This window comes from Leptolyngbya sp. FACHB-261, from assembly GCF_014696065.1.
Classification (GTDB): domain Bacteria; phylum Cyanobacteriota; class Cyanobacteriia; order FACHB-261; family FACHB-261; genus FACHB-261.
Genome location: NZ_JACJPL010000001.1, coordinates 274,571 through 291,136, shown reverse-complemented (window position 1 = coordinate 291,136; position 16,566 = coordinate 274,571). Strand labels below are relative to the sequence as shown.

General features: G+C 49.8%; 13 protein-coding genes. 11 read left to right on the top strand and 2 right to left on the bottom strand.

What is annotated here, in order from left to right:
* Positions 1 to 10 precede the first annotated feature (10 nt).
* Genes H6F94_RS01290 through hpsP form a run of 4 tightly spaced genes read left to right on the top strand, consistent with a single transcriptional unit; the run spans position 11 to position 5,135 of the window.
* The gene (locus tag H6F94_RS01290; protein ID WP_190800415.1) at positions 11 to 1,696 is read left to right on the top strand and encodes a hypothetical protein; all 1,686 of its coding nucleotides are present in this window, start codon (positions 11 to 13) and stop codon (positions 1,694 to 1,696) included.
* Positions 1,697 to 1,723: 27 nt separating this feature from the next.
* A complete protein-coding gene (gene hpsN, locus H6F94_RS01285; RefSeq protein WP_190800414.1) occupies positions 1,724 to 2,764 on the top strand; it encodes a hormogonium polysaccharide biosynthesis glycosyltransferase HpsN in 1,041 nt (346 codons plus the stop codon).
* Positions 2,761 to 3,933: a hormogonium polysaccharide biosynthesis glycosyltransferase HpsO gene (gene hpsO / locus H6F94_RS01280; RefSeq protein WP_190800413.1), complete on the top strand. Its 1,173-nt coding sequence runs from the start codon at positions 2,761 to 2,763 to the stop codon at positions 3,931 to 3,933. The genes hpsN and hpsO overlap by 4 nt, the downstream gene beginning before the upstream one ends.
* On the top strand, positions 3,930 to 5,135 hold the full coding sequence (gene hpsP, locus H6F94_RS01275; RefSeq protein ID WP_199320106.1) for a hormogonium polysaccharide biosynthesis glycosyltransferase HpsP: 1,206 nt from the start codon (positions 3,930 to 3,932) through the stop codon (positions 5,133 to 5,135). Before hpsO ends, hpsP begins: the two co-directional genes overlap by 4 nt.
* Before the next feature lie 34 nt (positions 5,136 to 5,169).
* Here hpsP and H6F94_RS01270 read toward each other — a convergent pair whose 3' ends face one another.
* On the bottom strand, positions 5,170 to 6,117 hold the full coding sequence (locus tag H6F94_RS01270) for a glycosyltransferase family 2 protein (protein WP_190800412.1): 948 nt from the start codon (positions 6,115 to 6,117) through the stop codon (positions 5,170 to 5,172).
* Between the two features lie 115 nt (positions 6,118 to 6,232).
* Positions 6,233 to 7,288 carry a polysaccharide pyruvyl transferase family protein gene (locus H6F94_RS01265; RefSeq protein ID WP_190800411.1) on the bottom strand — a complete coding sequence of 352 codons (1,056 nt, stop codon included), beginning with the start codon at positions 7,286 to 7,288 and terminating at the stop codon, positions 6,233 to 6,235.
* Positions 7,289 to 7,805: 517 nt separating this feature from the next.
* On the opposite strand from H6F94_RS01265, the gene H6F94_RS01260 reads away from it, so the two are divergent.
* From H6F94_RS01260 to H6F94_RS01230, 7 genes are all read left to right on the top strand, one after another.
* On the top strand, positions 7,806 to 9,038 hold the full coding sequence (locus H6F94_RS01260; protein WP_190800410.1) for a glycosyltransferase family 4 protein: 1,233 nt from the start codon (positions 7,806 to 7,808) through the stop codon (positions 9,036 to 9,038).
* Positions 9,039 to 9,056: 18 nt separating this feature from the next.
* Positions 9,057 to 9,971: an Npun_R2821/Npun_R2822 family protein gene (locus H6F94_RS01255; RefSeq protein WP_190800409.1), complete on the top strand. Its 915-nt coding sequence runs from the start codon at positions 9,057 to 9,059 to the stop codon at positions 9,969 to 9,971.
* Positions 9,972 to 9,981: 10 nt separating this feature from the next.
* A complete protein-coding gene (locus H6F94_RS01250) occupies positions 9,982 to 11,013 on the top strand; it encodes an Npun_R2821/Npun_R2822 family protein (RefSeq protein WP_190800408.1) in 1,032 nt (343 codons plus the stop codon).
* Positions 11,014 to 11,085: 72 nt separating this feature from the next.
* Complete coding sequence (locus tag H6F94_RS01245; protein WP_190800407.1) at positions 11,086 to 12,378, top strand: polysaccharide pyruvyl transferase family protein; 1,293 nt, start codon at positions 11,086 to 11,088, stop codon at positions 12,376 to 12,378.
* Between the two features lie 11 nt (positions 12,379 to 12,389).
* Positions 12,390 to 13,331, top strand: coding sequence for a glycosyltransferase family 2 protein (locus H6F94_RS01240; RefSeq protein ID WP_190800406.1), 942 nt, complete (start codon positions 12,390 to 12,392; stop codon positions 13,329 to 13,331).
* Between the two features lie 80 nt (positions 13,332 to 13,411).
* A complete protein-coding gene (locus H6F94_RS01235) occupies positions 13,412 to 15,427 on the top strand; it encodes an ATP-binding cassette domain-containing protein (RefSeq protein ID WP_190800405.1) in 2,016 nt (671 codons plus the stop codon).
* Positions 15,428 to 15,483: 56 nt separating this feature from the next.
* Positions 15,484 to 16,554, top strand: a complete 1,071-nt coding sequence (locus H6F94_RS01230) for an Npun_R2821/Npun_R2822 family protein (protein WP_190800404.1) — start codon at positions 15,484 to 15,486, stop codon at positions 16,552 to 16,554.
* Positions 16,555 to 16,566 lie beyond the last annotated feature (12 nt).

Genomic DNA, 16,566 nt, shown 5'->3' with positions numbered 1-16,566 from the left:
CGAGCGATTGATGAGCAACGCACCTGGTCTTAAAAATCTGACTCCCCAAGAACGGCGTCAGCGTCAACGCGAACTTGTGCGCCAGCGGGAAGCCGAACGACAGGCCCGCGAAAAAGTTCGCAATATCGGCTTGCTAGTGGCGGTCTGCGCAATTCTGGCGTTCATGCTCAGCCAGGTCAATCCGGTTCTGGGGCTATTGCTCTTCGCGGTGCCTATGCCTCTGTTGTCCTTCTGGAACTGGCGGCTGGGTCTGTGGCTGTTTTTGCTCTATGTGCCTCTGGGGGGAACGGTCACCTACTCGCTCGGTGCAAATGCCCTGCTGCAGGTTGCTAAAGACCTGGTCTTTTACATCCCTGCTCTCATTGGTGTCGCCCTAATGTGTCGTCAGAAAGGGCAGAGCATGCTTATCCCGCGTCAGATGACCGTGCCTGTTCTGGCTCTATTACTGATCTGTCTATTTCATCTTGCAGTGGTCAACGGCTCTCAAGCAGCCAGTACAGTCCCGGTGAGTGCCACCTCCTATCTGTTCAATGGACGACTGGTTGAGGGCAAAGATAACCCGATGATGGTAGGCCTGCTGGGGTTCAAGGTTCTAATGGGTTACATCCCACTGATACCGGCCACTTACTACCTGTTGCGCGATAAAAATGACTTTTTCCTGCTGCTGCGGGGCCAGAGTGTTGTCATCATTCTCTGTTGTGTCCTGTGCCTGATCCAGTACGTTTTGCTACTTAGGGGAGTTTGTAAAGGCACGGTTGCGACAGGATCAGACCTGTTCCGGGCCAGCCTGTCAGCCCGCTGTTTTGTTGGCGGCTCCTTGTTATACAGTCCCGAATACGGTGGAGTCCGTTTGCCGGGCACCTTTGTGGCGCCCTGGCAGTGGGGCTGGTTTTTGATCTTTAGCGGATTCTTTACCTTTGCGGCCTACGCCTCAGAGAACAATCCTTTCTGGCAGATAATTCACCTCAGCGCGATGGGCAGTACTGTGGCTGCCTGTCTCTTCTCAGGCCAGCGGGTCGCCCTAATTATTGTGCCGATTACCCTACTCGCCCTGACCCTGGCAACGGGTGCGGCTGATCTACGGCGCGTGTTGCGGGTGGCTGGCGGCATCGGGGTTGGAGCAATGTTCTTATGGTTCATGTACCCCCAACTGGTAATGGACCGGCTCAACAACGTCATAGGCCGCTGGAATTCGTCACCACCGACTACGTTCATTACCTCACAGTTTCTGACTGCCCTCAATGGCAGCAACATCTTGATTGGTAAGGGCGGTCTGGGGCGAGCAACCAACTCAGCAAATTCTTTGGGATGGACAGAATTTCTAGAAACCTACTGGCCCAAGGTGCTCTACGAAGTGGGTCTGTTGGGGTTGCTGGCCTTCCTGGCGCTGGTCACGGTGCTGGTGTTTGTCACCTTTAAGTCTTGGCGCTCGGTTCGTGACCCACGTCTGCGCACCTTTGGCCTGTGTATGTGGGTGTTTATCCTGTTCATTAGCTACAACACCTACTACTATCCGCTTGATGTCGATCCCATTGCTGTCTACTACTGGTTCTTTGCCGGAGTTTTGCTGAAACTGCCTGAAATTGACCGCGAAGCGCGGTTAGAAGAAGAGCGCTTAGCTGCCGAAGCAGGAATACTGCCCAAGGGCCGATCGAATCGCTTGCGCTCGCGCTCTGCTCACCTGAAGTCTACCTAGAACAGTTCCTCCTGCCACTTGAATGATATGAACTGGCCCTCCGTTTCCGTGATTGTGCCGACTTACTGCCGCGAGGAGCCTTTGCGGGCAACTCTGGCTGACGTGCTGCGCCAGGACTATCCGAATTTCGAAGTTCTGGTGGTGGACCAAACGCCTGTTCATCAGCCTGAGACTCGCGTTTATCTTGACGAGTTGGCCCAAGCTGGCAAGATTCAGTTATTTCAAGTGGACTGGGCTAGCTTGCCAGGTGCACGCAACTATGCGGTGCGCCGCGCCAAAGGCGAGATCGTCCTGTTTATTGATGATGATGTGCAGTTGCCCGACGGTTATCTGCAGGCCCATGCTCGTAACTTTGCCAATCCTGACGTTGGAGCTGTCGCAGGTCGGGTACTTGACCGGATGAAACTGGCAGACGACCCAGTTGAGGCAACGGAACAGGGGCCGGACTTAATGCCCCCTGAGGCAATGGATCCTGGTATTGGTTGGTACTACATTGACCTATACCGAACTCGCCAACCTCAGCAGGTATTAACAGCACGGGGCTGCAACATGTCGTTCCGTAAGGTTCTGTTTACCGAACATGGGCTGCATTTTGATGAGCGCTTCCGAGGCAGTGCAGTGCGTGAGGAGTCAGACTTCTGTCTTAACATCCGCAAGACCGGCTTCAAGATTTGGTATGACCCAGAAGCTGTGCTGGTTCACCTGGGAGAAGAAACCGGTGGCTGTCACGATATCGGCTTCCGCTCGGTAAAGTACCAAGTCACCTTCTACCACAATCACTTCTTGATGGCGCTCAAGAACTTGTCTCCGTCTCAATTGCTTGCCCTGAGTGTCAAGCTATTTGACTGCCACGTTCTGGGCCATCCTCCCTGCTACAAGAGCGGCTCTCTGGACAAGATTGTGGTGCGGGGCGGATTTTATCTGCTCGGACTAGTAAACGCCTTGGGAACCCTTCTGCGCACCGGACACGAAGGGGGGCAAACTTACACTGAGCATGATCAGTTGCCCTCTGGCTCGTTGCCTGTCGCTGCTACATCCGCTCTGGGGGAGCAAGGAGTTCAGGCATGAGGGTTTTGGTTGTCAGCCATACTTACATCATCGACCTCAATTGCCAAAAATTGCAGGCGCTTGCCGATCTGCGGGAAGACATTGAAGTCACGATTGTGGTGCCGCGCCGTTGGAAGCCAGGGGGTGTCAACCAAACGAAGATTGTTGAGTCGCGGGCTTGGCAGTTAGGCCGGTTGCAGGTGGTACCAGTCTCTAACTTCAGCCAAAACAACCAGGGGCTCCTCTGCTTCGGGCTTGACTTGGTTCGCCTGCTTCAGGAATTCAAACCTGATTTTATCCAGGTCGAGCAAGGTTCAAAAGCCCTGGCCTATAGCCAATTGATCACCCTCAATTACCTTTTGGGGCTGCAGGCCAAGCTATTATTCTTCACCTGGTGGAATCTCCCTTACACCTTGAAGTTTCCGGTCTCCGCTATCGAAGCCTACAATCTCACCCACACTTCTGGCTTAGTAGTTGGTAATCAAGACGGAGCCGATATTCTGAAGGAACGGGGCTATGGTGGCCCTGTTGCTGTCATGCCTCAGCTAGGGGTCGATGAACAACTATTCAAACCTCAGCCACAACCGAAACTACGAGCTTCCCTTGGCATTGCTGAGCATGAATTCGTCGTTGGCTTTGTGGGACGGTTTGTGCCGGAGAAGGGGTTGCTAACCCTGCTCGAAGCGCTCCAAGGTTTAGATCGCCCCTGGCGTTGGCTGCTCCTAGGGCGAGGTCCTCTCCGAGAGGAACTACTGGCCCGAGCTGAGGCGGCTGGTGTACGGGATCGGCTCGTTTTAGTAGAAAGCGTGCCGCATGCAGAGGTCGCTGATTACATCAATGCGATGGACACGCTGATCCTGCCCTCAGAGACGACTTACGAGTTCGAAACCCTGACTTCGAAAGGCTGGAAGGAACAGTTTGGCCACGTCCTGATTGAGGCCATGGCCTGTCGTGTGCCCGTGATTGGCTCTGATTCGGGTGAAATCCCTCGCGTCATTGCTGATGCAGGCTTAGTCTTTCCGGAAGGGCAAGCAGCAGAGTTGCGCCAGTGCTTGCTCGCGTTGATTGATCAACCTCCGACGAGACAAGAACTCGCTGACCAGGGGCTACGTCGAGCGCTCACTCACTACACAAACCGGGCTTTGGCAAAGCGTTTGCTCAGTTTCTATGAGGAACTGTTAGCAACATGAGTCAGCCGCTGCGGGTTCTGCAAATCGTGCCATCTCTCTCCCTGGTCTATGGGGGGCCCAGCCAGATGGTTTTGGGCTTGTCTGCGGCTCTGGCGCAGGCTGGCGTGACGGTCACGGTTCTGACGACCGATAGTAACGGTGACTTTGCAGGTACTACCCCTCTGGATGTCCCTCTGGCAGTACCAGTTGCTCAGAACGGCTATGAAGTCATTTATTTTCGCTGTAGCCCCTTCCGGCGCTATAAGTTCTCGCTAGAACTGTTGCAATGGCTCAAGGTCCATGCCCACGAGTATGATGTTGCCCACATTCATGCCCTATTTTCGCCGGTAAGTACCGCAGCAGCTAGGGTCGCACGCCAAGTGGGTCTGCCCTACATTCTGCGCCCACTGGGCACTTTGGATCCCGCCGATCTGCGCAAGAAAAAGCTGTTGAAACAGGTCTACGCTGCCCTTTGGGAGCGAGCAAATCTGGCTGGAGCTGCTGCTATTCATTTCACCAGCGATCAGGAAGCCAAGGTTTCTGATCGCTTTGGTGCTATCACTCGTGACGTGGTTTTGCCCTTGGGGGTTAGCCTACCTGAGCCTCTTCCCGAGCCTGGTTATGCCCGCAGCCAGCTTAACCTGCCCGAGGCCGTGCCCTTAGTGCTGTTTCTGTCGCGCATTGAACCCAAGAAAGGGCTGGACTTGCTGCTTCCGGCACTGGAGGCACTACTGCAGGCTGGCGAACAGTTTCACTTTGTTCTGGCTGGCGCCAATCCGCAGGATCCTGCTTACGAAGCGAGTATTCGAGCCCGGATTGCTGCTTCCCCCCTAGCAACCCATACAACATTTACGGGGTTTATCCAGGGATCTCTCAAAGCGGCGCTGCTACAGGATGTGGATTTATTTGTTTTGCCCTCGTATTACGAAAACTTTGGCATCGCGGTAGCAGAGGGCATGGCCGCCGGGTTGCCAGTAGTCATTTCGGATCAAGTCCACATTGCCCGGAATATTGCTGAAGCCGGAGCCGGTTGGGTTGTGCCCTGCGAGGTCAATGCACTACGGGAGGCTTTGCAGGAGGCGATCAGAGACCCGCAACAGCGCCAACTGCGGGGTGCTCAAGGCAAGCAGTATGCCCAGGAGCATTACACTTGGGCATCCATTGCACGGCAGGTGATGCAGGTTTACGACTCGCTGCGCTTAAGGAAGGCTGCTAAGCCCTAAGTCTTAGCAGCACTTTCCTAAACTGGAGCACTGCCTAAGACCGCAGTCGTCGTAGCAAACCAAAGGCCGGGCTGCGCAACCCTGTTGGTAGCAGCGAAAGAGTTAAGCCCATCCGAGCTTTTGCAGGGGATGCTGAAGCCGCAGCTTGAACTAGTTTGCGCCCTTTATCGGTTTCACCCTTCTCAATCAGGCGTAGTCCCAGCAGTAATTGGGATTCAAGCAGGCGAGCTCTGCGCACCGCTTCTAACGAGGGCGATTCAAACTGGTAGCTCTCCAAGTAATGCAGCTTATCCGTTAGATAGGGAATTGCCCGGTTAATGCCCTGTTGTTCTGCATGCACTCGATACTCCATCAGCAACTGGGGCAGGTAATAACCTTTCTTGCCTGCCAAGGCTAGACGGACAAACAAATCATTATCCTCGCAGTTCTGCATGTTAGGCAGCATATACCCTACTTCGCAGAGAGTTTGGCGGCGAAACAGAGTTGCCCCAATCTGCATACACTGCTTGACAAAAGCAGCTTCTAAAAGATTATTGATGACACCAGCAGGTAGGTCAGCTCTTCCCCATTTCTGCGAATTTAGCCGAGTTGCCTGCTCATCGCGGGTGTTGTTGATGTCAATAATCCAATGATCTGTACTGACAAAATCAACGCTGAAATCACTGTCTAAAATCTGGCAGGTGCTAGAGAGAAATTCGGGTGTGAGTCGGTCATCATCATCGAACTTGATGAAATAGTCCCCGGTCGCTGCTTCAAAACCGGAGATCATGTTGTTGCTTTTGCCAACATTCTGAGGATGGCGAATGTAGCGAATCCGGGGATCGGTTAAGGTCGCCATGAACTCAGGCGTGCCATCACTGGAACCATCATCGCAAACGATCAATTCAAAGTCTGTCCAGGTTTGCTGAAGCACACTGTTAATGGCAACCGGCAACAGCTTCACCCGATTGAAAGTAGGGATGCAAACGCTAACCTTGGGCATAACTGAACTAGCTTCAACCCCAAAAGCTTAACTTGCTTCCAAGGCAATTGTCATCGTCTAGCCGCTCATGGTGTATGACTCATTGGCGTATGGCTTTCTGTAGATCTTTTCCAGTTCAGGCTTTCTGGAAGATTCTACCGATACACTCGTTGCACCTTTTAGATTCATCCAGGATAAAAGCCTCTGGTCTTTGGTAATGCTCAACCACTTTGCTGATTTGCTCAACAGAAATCGGCTCCATAAAAGCTCGAATTCTTTCGGGAGTTAACATCTGAGTTTTATCGATGTAGTGCTGGATTTTTGACGACGGCCCACCAATACCAATATTAGGTACTCCTAAAATGTCGGCCAAAATTAGCGAATGCAGGCGGGTACCCAAGTGGAGGTCCATCTGGCTTAAAGTTGCCATGAAGTCTTCTGGCCGCTTCCAGTCATGCAGCTGACAGTTTTCTTGAGGGAGATATTTTTGAAGAAGAGCGTGGAAGCGGTTGTCGTTCCTTTCATCGCCGAGATGAGCTGGTAATAGGTGAATGACTGAGTTAAATTTCTCAATCAGTGGCAGTAATTGCTGTGCATAAAACTCAGCTCGCCCCTCTCCCCACCAAAATTTTCCTGAGAAGGAAATATTATTGAGCGAAGCTGTAGGCTTGGTCTGATGCAAAAAGGCTTCGTAAACACTCAGATCTAGAAAGGCTAGGTCACCTCCCAGGCAACAGGTCTTTTGGGCTTGCAGCGTTTCCAACGCTAACTGATAGGAATACTGGTCTCTGACGTAGAGAAGATCGGCGTTTTTAAAGATTTTGGTTGTTCCCTCACTGCCTTTGCCAACGATCTCCAAGCCAACGCCAAGAAAGCAAAAGCGCTTACCCAATAATTTGGATAGCTGTTGCATAAGCGATAAGTTTTTGGGCTCCCCCTTTAATGAAAGCGTTCCTCCTCCCCAAGCAATACATTGGCTGTCTAAAAGCAAAACAAGTCTCTTAAACTTAGAAATGTTATTGGACGCGAAGAAAGAAACTTTGTCGCTAGCTTTTTCGTAGTAATCTTCGTTGCAGAGTACAGATATTTTTTTAACACTTTCCTGTTTGGAGAAGTATTGAGTCAACTGTTTGACGAACAGATCATCACCTACATTTTTGTAGCCGTAGTATCCCATCAGAAGAACGTTCATGCATACCTCCAGTGTTTGTGATTACTGCTGTCCGTTGCTATTTTTACTCGTTATTATAATGAGTTGTGCGGCTGGAAAAATTCAAGTTAGTTTCGCTCTGTAGTAGTTGAAGGTGCAGTCCCGGCTGTCATCTTTGACATGTCACTTCTTTACGTGCATTTCTTGAAGGCATCATTCAAACCATTACATGTAGGCTGTTAGCAAACGATGAGTGCCTCAATTCCAACAATTTCTAAAAATCTCAATCGTTTAGTCATAAGCTCATTTCTAGTTTAATATTGGATTTAACATCAGATTCACTCTAGCTTTACATGGGTATCTCTGTGTCCTTGTTAAGTTTGTATAAAGCGAAAGATAGCCTGAGTATGGTTTGAGTAAAGCTTTTAGTTTGAATCGAGCTAACTTGCAGATTGGTGAACTACAATTGCTCGTCGAATGACTTGATGATTTAGGAACCTGCACCGAGCAATGGCGTGATCTACCCCTGTCCTGCACTTTGTTCAAGCCCGTGGGTCATATGAAGATTTTAATGCTCTCGGCAACCTTTCCCTACCCGCCCAGCCGCGGTGGAACTCAGGTCAGGACGTTTAATTTACTGAAGCATTTGAGTCAGTACCACTCTGTAACTCTAGTTACTCAGTATGGCGATGAGGTGACAGAATCGGAAGTTGAAGGGCTGCGACAGTGGGTGGATCAGCTAATGGTCTTCCCTCGTCCTCAAGGTGCTAATTCCCAGAAGGGAGTTCTAGGCAAAGTGAAGCGCTTTGGCTCCTTCCTAGCTCAAGGGACACCCCCTAGTGTCTTGCATTCTTACTCGCATGATTTGCAGCAATGGCTAGATGCGCAGGTTCGCACGGGTAAGTATGAGGCGATTACCTGTGAGCACAGCGTCAATGAGATTTATGTCCGTCCAGAATTTCAGCAGCACCTACATACGGTTGTGAACGTTCACAGCTCAGTTTACGGGTCTTGCCACAACCAATTAGAAACTGGGATATCAGAGCATCCAGTGCGGGATCGGCTTAATCTCAACCTCTTGCGTCGCTATGAGCAACGCTATTGCTCTAAGTTCTCCTCGATTGTTGTGACTACACAGGACGATGAGCGACAGTTACGGGCCTTCAACCCCCGGAGCTCTATTGCCGTAATTCCAAATGGTGTCGATCTGGTGGAATTCCCCTATCGGATCGCTGACCCAGGTGGCCACAGCCTAATCTTTGTGGGAGCAATGGACAATCTACAGAATATTGATGCCGTTCGCTTCTTTGGCCTCAAGGTTCTGCCAGAACTGCAAACCCGTTACCCAGATGCTACTTTCAGCATTGTGGGTTCTAAACCGGCTCCTGAAGTCTTGGAGCTTGCTGAGCGCCCAGGCATCACTGTTACTGGCCGTGTGCCCTCAATGGCGGAATATTTGCACCAAGCAACTGTTTGTGTCGTCTCTATGCGCACTGGTTTCGGTATCAAGAACAAAACATTGGAGGCAATGGCGGCAGGGGTTCCGGTCGTCAGCAGTGACCGAGGATTAGAGGGATTGGAGGTTGATTCCCCTCAAAGAGCTTTGAGGGCCAATACGGTTGAAGAGTACCTGAGTGCCATCTGCCGACTGTTTGAAGAGCCATCGTTAAGAGCCTCGTTGTCCTACCAGGGTCGAAGATTTGTGGAAGCCCACTACACCTGGGATCAGATGGGGCAGCGCTACGAAGCGGTCATGACCCAGAAACAGCCTGAGCCCCTACACTTGCCCTAAGCTACCAAGGAAACTTTTATGTCTAGAGGCATATACATTACCGCCAACAACCGGGTACTCGACAACGCCATTGCGCTGCTCAACAGCATTCGCCTCTATGACCCTGAAATTCCGGTCATTCTAATTCCTTTTAATGACGACTATCAGCTGATTGCAGAAACGTTAGCAGAGCAGCACGGGGTTCAGGTTTATCCGGATTTGGAGTTTTTAGATCGGTTTACTCAGGTGGTGGCTGAGACGTTTGATCGGGATTTCCTAGCTCTGCCCAATAAAATGCGCAAGCTAGTCGCCTGGTTCGGACCCCTGGACGAATTTCTCTACATTGACACCGATATCATTGTTTTCGAGAAGATTGCTGACAATCTCAATCACCTTTCAGAGTATGGCTTTCTCTGCTGTGATTTTCATCACTCAGGCGAGAAGCTAAAGGATGTTTTCGCGCCTTTGGTCAAAGAGCAGGGCATTTTCACTGACGCTCAACTCCAGGATGTTTTTAATAGTGGTTTTTGGGCATCTAAGAAAGGAACGATTACAGAGCAGCAGATGTACGAAGTTCTGCGTGAATGTGCTCAACATCGTGAATACTTCGACTTCTCCCACGGCACTACGGACCAGCCGGTTATGAACTACATGGTCCTCAAGCTGATTGAGAAACGCTTCAACTTAGTCAGAATTCCGGGTGGAGGACCGGGCAATTGGGCAGGCTCCAAGCATTTCGAGGAGAAAGATCACATCCTTTATGACCGGGGTAAACGTCTACAGTATCTGCACTGGGCAGGCTCACCCATGCGTCCTGGAGGACCTTATCGAGAGTTGTGGGAACACTACCGCTATCTCAGAGAGCCCAAGCCTCCCACGCCCACCAAACCTTCATCCTTACAGCAATTAGTCAATCGCCTTTTTCCGTTTATGACGGCGCGTGCTTCCAGCTAAGGAGTTGCTCATGACAGATGGTATCTACATTCTCGCCAACGACGTCGTCCACGACCAGCTGATTGCGCTTCTCAACAGCATAGAAGCTAACGCGGGTAAAGAGATACCCATCTGTATCGTTCCCTATGACAACCGACTGGATAAAGTTCGAGCTGAACTACGCCAGAGGCCACAGGTGAGCCTTTTTGAAGACCAAGATTCAATTGCCTATTGGGAAAACTTCTCAGCTCAAGCATGGCGGGCGCACAAGAGAGCCCAAAAGGCATGGCAAGCCGAAGCGGAGCCAGTAGTCTACCGGCTTGCCATGCACCGCAAGCTCTGTTGCTTGGACGGTCCCTTTGAAAGGTTCATCTACTTCGATGCAGATACCCTACTGATGGGGCCTCTGGACAGTGTTTATCAGAAATTGGATCAATACGATTGGGTGACGAATGATTTTCAATATAAATCGGATCGAAAGTACATTTTCGATGCACCAGAAGAGCAACTACTGAAAGTTTTTAGTGCTGAGCAGCTAGAGTCGCAACTATTCTGTGCAGGCTGGTTTGCCTCGAAGAGAAAAGTTTTCAGCTCTGAGCAGCTTTCTAGTTTGCTAGAGAGCTTGAACGCGGGTGAGGCTGAAGTAATGGCCCTGCGAGGACCTGATCAGTCGTTGCTTAACTACATGGTCCTGCGTAGCGCGATCTCCTACTACAACTTTGCTTACAACAATCCTCAAGCAGCTACTGGTAGCCATTGGTCTTCCAAGTTTGATGTCATAGACCAAGTGCTCCACGACAAGGGGCGTCGCGTCACATACATACACTACATGAGCATCCCGACTTCTGACTTCAATCAGCTGTGCGCAGGTCAGGATGTGAAAATTCCCTACCGTGATTTATTCCTACATTATCGATACTTGAAGTCACCGGAGGAGCGCCCTCAAAAACTAGTACGTGCCAATTGGCAGCCCAGCTTGAAGCATTTCAGCCAGTTGATTAGTGCTATACCCAGTAAGGTTGGGCGCCGGCTCAATCAGCTTAATGCAAAGTCTAGCAACTAGCAGCTCAGGCTGAGGAGACCTTATAGTCAGTACAGGATTGATGCGTTAGCCCTATGTGGAAATGATAAAGCGATGAAGATTATCGTTAACAATACTGTGGCGCTTAACGGTGGAGACGCAGCAATCCTACTCTCTATTATTCAGCTTTTGCGAGCGTCTTTCGGTCATGACACACAATTTGTAATTGCTGATAGTCAGCCTGAAGTTGCAAGCCAGTATTACCCAGATTTTGTTTTTCGAAAGCTTCTTTATTTTCAAATTCAGCATTATCCAGAGGTGAAATTTACTCGGCGCATCTCTCAGTTTGCCAATTGGTCACGGTTGAATTTTGGGGCTTGGTGTTTAGGCCGCAATTTGACATCTCTAGCCAAGCAAGTACTCACTGAGGCTGAGTTCCAAGCCTTTACTGAGTATCAGTCGGCAGATTTGGTCGTTAGTACGGGCGGGACCTATTTGGTCGAGAATTACGGTTTGAGGCCCAGAATCTTTGATTACCAGATTGCCTTGCGCTTGGGAAAACCGCTGATTTTCTTCACGCAGTCCCTAGGACCATTTGCCGATCAATTCAATCGGGAGGCTCTGAAGCCAATCTTCGAGCAAGCCGCTCTAGTTCTGCTGCGCGATCAGAAATCCAAAAATAATTTACTTGAGCTAGGCGTGCAGAATCCTAACCTACACGTCAACGCAGATGCAGTTTTTGCGCTAGCTGATTCTGCAGCTTTGGAAGCTGCGGCCGCCGCTAATGCCTCTTCCTCTGCTCGCTTAAAAGTTGCAATATCGGTGAGGGAATGGCAATACTTCAAAAAGATAGACTCAACCCTGGGCATGCAGAGATATCTACAGGCGTTTCGGGACCTCAGCATCCATCTGGTGGAGAAGTACGGAGCCGAGATTACCTATCTCTCAACTTGTCAGGGAGTTCCTCGCTACTGGACTGATGATTCGAAGGTGGGTCTAGAAATCTTCAAAATGCTGCCGGAATCAGTTGCAAGCTCCGTGACTGTCAACACAGAGTTCCACTCTCCCAAAGATCTCATTGACATTCTCAAGGGCTTCGATTTGGTCATCTCGACCCGAATGCACATGGCAATTTTGTCCTTGGGCTCGGGTGTTCCAGTTTTACCAATTGCCTACGAATTCAAAACCCAAGAACTGTTTGAACGGCTAGGTCACGGGCACTGGGTTCAAGACATTGAGGATGTTTGTACTGAATCGTTGATTCAACTGACAGATAAAGTGCTGAATGCATTACCTGAGTCACGACAAGCATTATTCGCTGGAGTTGCCCAGGAACGCGAGTCGGCGCTGGCTTCTGGCGAGCTGGTGAAACGAGCCTACGAACAATGGCAACAGAAGGGGGGCTGAGGGTAGCAAGAATGGACAGCTTACCGCTCGTTTCAGTGATTGTGCCTGTTTACAACGGTGAGTATAGCTTGCCAACTTTACTAGCTGCTTTGCAGGCCCAGACATACCCCAACTTAGAGATTCTGATTGTTGATAACAACTCCACAGATGGAACTGCTGCCCTACTTCAGGCTCAGGCATCTGTGCGTTACCTGCGAGAGGAACGTCCAGGATCATATGCTGCTCGGAATGCTGCTCTGCAAGTAGCCCAGGGAGAAGTTCTAGCTTTCACTGATGATGATTGTGTGCCTGAGCCGAACTGGGTATTTGAAGGCGTTCAGAGTTTAAGTAGTGATGAGTTTCAGTTAGCCGGGGGGGCGATTCAGTTTCGATTTAGCGAGCAGCCTAGATTGGCGGAATGGTTAGATAGTTGTCAATTTCTAAACCAAGCTGAGTATGTGAATTGGGGAAGGTTTGCAGTCACTGCAAACTTGTTTGTTCACCGGCGAGTCTTTGAGCAGATTGGCCCTTTTTCAGAGACGCTCATTTCTAGTGGGGACTCAGAATTTTGCCGTCGAGCTCATGCTCATGGCTTTCAGATTACTTATGCAGAGAAAGCGCTAATTTCTCACCCAACTCGGAAAAATCTCAAGGCTTTGTTTCGTAAATCTTGGCGAATTGGGTATGGTAATGGCCAACTCAGTGCTCAAAACCAGGAGAAGGTAGTCAACTACCTATCCTGGGAAGCCTACCAACTCAAACGGCTCAATTTTCAGCGGCTCAGCGACATGGGTATTCAGCTGAATTTTCAGCAAAAGCTACTGAGTACAGCTATGAACTACGGGGTGGTTACACTAGCTCGCAACTTCGGTAGTTTAGCTGGCTACCTGACAACCCATCGAGTACAATCGGTGAAATCGCAAGCTAATGCTGCCAATTCCGAAGTAGCCGTGGACTCAGCAAGTGGTCGCTAACTCACTTAAACTATTCAGATGAACTGCCCAGATGGCTGAATAGCTTTGATCGACCGGGTAACTCATACGAGGACTTCTGTGTGTCTCCTAACAAGCTACTCCTGAGATTTGCCAAAAAGTATCCTGCTTGGATAGTACTGACCGTTGTTCTGGGCTTTTCTGGAGCGCTGTTTAATGGGGTCAGCACTACACTAATCGTGCCCGTTCTTCTGAACTTTTTGGGGCAGGAAGTCAGTTTTGAGGGCGCGCCTCCCATCATTCAAGCCATCACCAGTTCCTTCTCAGGGATTGATGAAAATTACCGGAGTCTGGTGATGGCTGGAGCAATTCTATTGGCGATTGTACTTAAAAATGTAGCTACTTATGCCAATGGCTTGACGGCTGCTTCCCTAGCGCGAGCACTAGCTTCCAGTATGCGACAGGAGGGTTTGCGCCTGCTCTTGGAGGTAGACCAAGATTTTTATTCAAAGTCCAGAGTTGGCGACATTATTAACCGGCTCGATAGAGAAACAGGTCGAACGGCTAGTGCTATCCGAACGGCAATCCAGATCGGAACAAACATTATTACAATCCTGGTTTTTACGGGTTTGCTGGTTACGATCTCCTGGCAGTTGACGCTTGCTGCAACAGGGTTTCTTCTACTAGTAGGGTTGGTCAACCAGTATTCTATAAACCGCTCTAAGCAGTTTGGTAAAGACCTATCAGTGGTATCTCGTGAGTACTCAGTCAGCGTACTCGATGTCATCAGTGGTATCCGGCTCGTTAAATCTAGAGGTAACGAGGAAAGAGAGTACGAACGCATTAGAGCTCTGATCCGAGCCCGGGAGAAAGCTGAGTTTCAGTCCCAGGCAAACTCCTCAGCAATTCCTCCAGTCAATGAAGTCGCGGGCATAATTGCTCTGTTGGCTATTGTTGCCTTGGGTGGCAGGCTTTTCTCGGGGCAAATTGAGTCGCTCTCGGCGGTTCTGCTAACTTACTTGTTTATTCTCTTCCGCTTGCTGCCAATTGTCGGACAGCTTAATAATGCCCGTAGTGCATTTGCGAATACTTCTGCCAGCGTTGAGATTGTCAACGACTTTATGCAACGGGATAATAAGCCGTTTATGGCCAACGGCTCCATCCCCTACACTCGATTAGAAAAAGGGATTGCCTTTAAGCAAGTTTCGTTTGGATATCCCGGTCAAGAGAAGCCGGTCTTAGAAGATGTTGACTTGTGGTTACCACGGGGGACGACCCTGGCGCTAGTAGGAGCCTCCGGAGCGGGCAAATCAACGCTGGCCGATCTGTTACCACGCTTCTATGACCCGACTAGTGGTGAGATTACCATAGATGGTATTGACTTGCGAGATTACGAAGTAAGGTCGGTACGCCGAGCCATTGGTATCGTTAATCAAGACACGTTCCTGTTTAACGATTCGGTCCGCAACAACATTGCCTATGGTTGGGAAAACTCTACTGATACAGAGGTTTTTGAAGCGGCTAAGCGCGCTAATGCCTACGATTTTATTATGCAACTGCCACAGGGCTTTGATACTCCAATCGGAGACCGAGGGGTATTACTCTCAGGTGGTCAACGCCAGCGCATTGCAATTGCTCGTGCCCTCTTACAGAATCCGGAGATTCTAATTCTGGATGAGGCGACTAGTGCCCTGGATACTGTATCAGAGCGCTTGGTGCAAGCTGCTATTGATAACCTTAGCCAAAATCGCACCATGCTTGTGATTGCCCACCGCCTTTCCACTGTCCAGAAAGCTCATCAGATTGCAGTGATGGAAAGAGGCCGAGTGGTGGAAATCGGTACTCATGAAGAGCTATTGCAGAAGGGGGGGTACTACATGAGGCTCTACTCAATGCAATTCTCAGATGGTCCACAAGATTGCATTAATCCTGAACAATATCAAACTTTGACTAAGGCCTCCTACGAAATTCGCACCCATCTCAACTCCATGATTGGCCCTCTCAAGCTCTTAGTAGATGGCCTAGTAGATAACTCTGAGGAGCGTAATGAGCTAGTTAACGAGGCCTACTACTCTACAAACCATCTACTGGAAACTTTAGAGACCCTCGAAAACGCTGCTAGCACTAAAGCCAAGTAGCATCAGTTGAGCATCAACTATCCATCATCCTATCTTAATGGAACAGCTAACCGATCATGAATGGAATTTATACTTTAGCCAATGATAAAGTTTATGACCAACTGGTCGCGTTTCTAAACAGTATCGAAGCTAACGTCGGTCCTGACTTTCCAGTCTGCATCATTCCCTTCGACGATCAACTGGACCAGGTCAAAGCTGAGATTGCCAACCGACCAAATGTCACTCTATTTGACGATCAAAGCTCGATCAACCGCTGGGATGAGTTCACGCGTAAGATCTGGGATCTGCACCCGACTGCCAAGCAGTATTGGTATCGCGATCACTTAATTTCTGACCCCAACGACTATTGGCGCATCACCATGCGTCGTAAATTTTGCGCGTTTGATGGTCCCTTCGACAAATTTGTCTTTCTTGATGCCGATACGCTGGTTTTTGACTCTCTTGATGTTGTTTTTGAACGGTTAGATGACCATGATTGGGTTGTCTATGACTTTATGTTCCGCCAACCCAATCAGGCCTTCGATCTAAAAGTCGTTCGTAAGCTGAACCTATTCACAGAAGAGCAACTCAGTAAGGTGTTTTGTGCGGGCTTCTTTGCCTCCCATAAAGGTTTCTTTGATGAAGCCGAAATGCAGGGCTTGCTCAAACAGCTAGGCAGTGGTGAAATTACCGCCTTAGTGCCCCGAATCCCTGACCAAACCATTACAAATTACATGGCCATTCGTCCGGGCCGCTCAATTTGTAATCTGGCGCAAATTTTACCAGCAGAGCAAAGAGCTGGTAACTGCGTCACATCGCCTCATTTTGAAAATGTTGATGGTGTGCTGTTCGATCGGGGTATCCGCCTAACCTATGTACACTTTATTTGTGTTACGTCCAAAATTCTGACGCGAGTAGCTCAAGGGGAAAATATCTACTTTCCCTACCGGGATGTCTATCTACACTACCGCTTCTTGAGGGAGCCTGAGAAAGCCCCCCAGTTTCCAGCTGACGAGACGCCAGTTTACTACACTGCCCTAAGGCGCAAAAACCGCTATCAGCCTTCTCCAATCCCCTGGTTGCCAACCCCTATCTACCAGCGTGCTAACCGAGTAGGGCAGAAGGTGGCAACCTGGTTTGGTCGCTAACGACCGCACCCA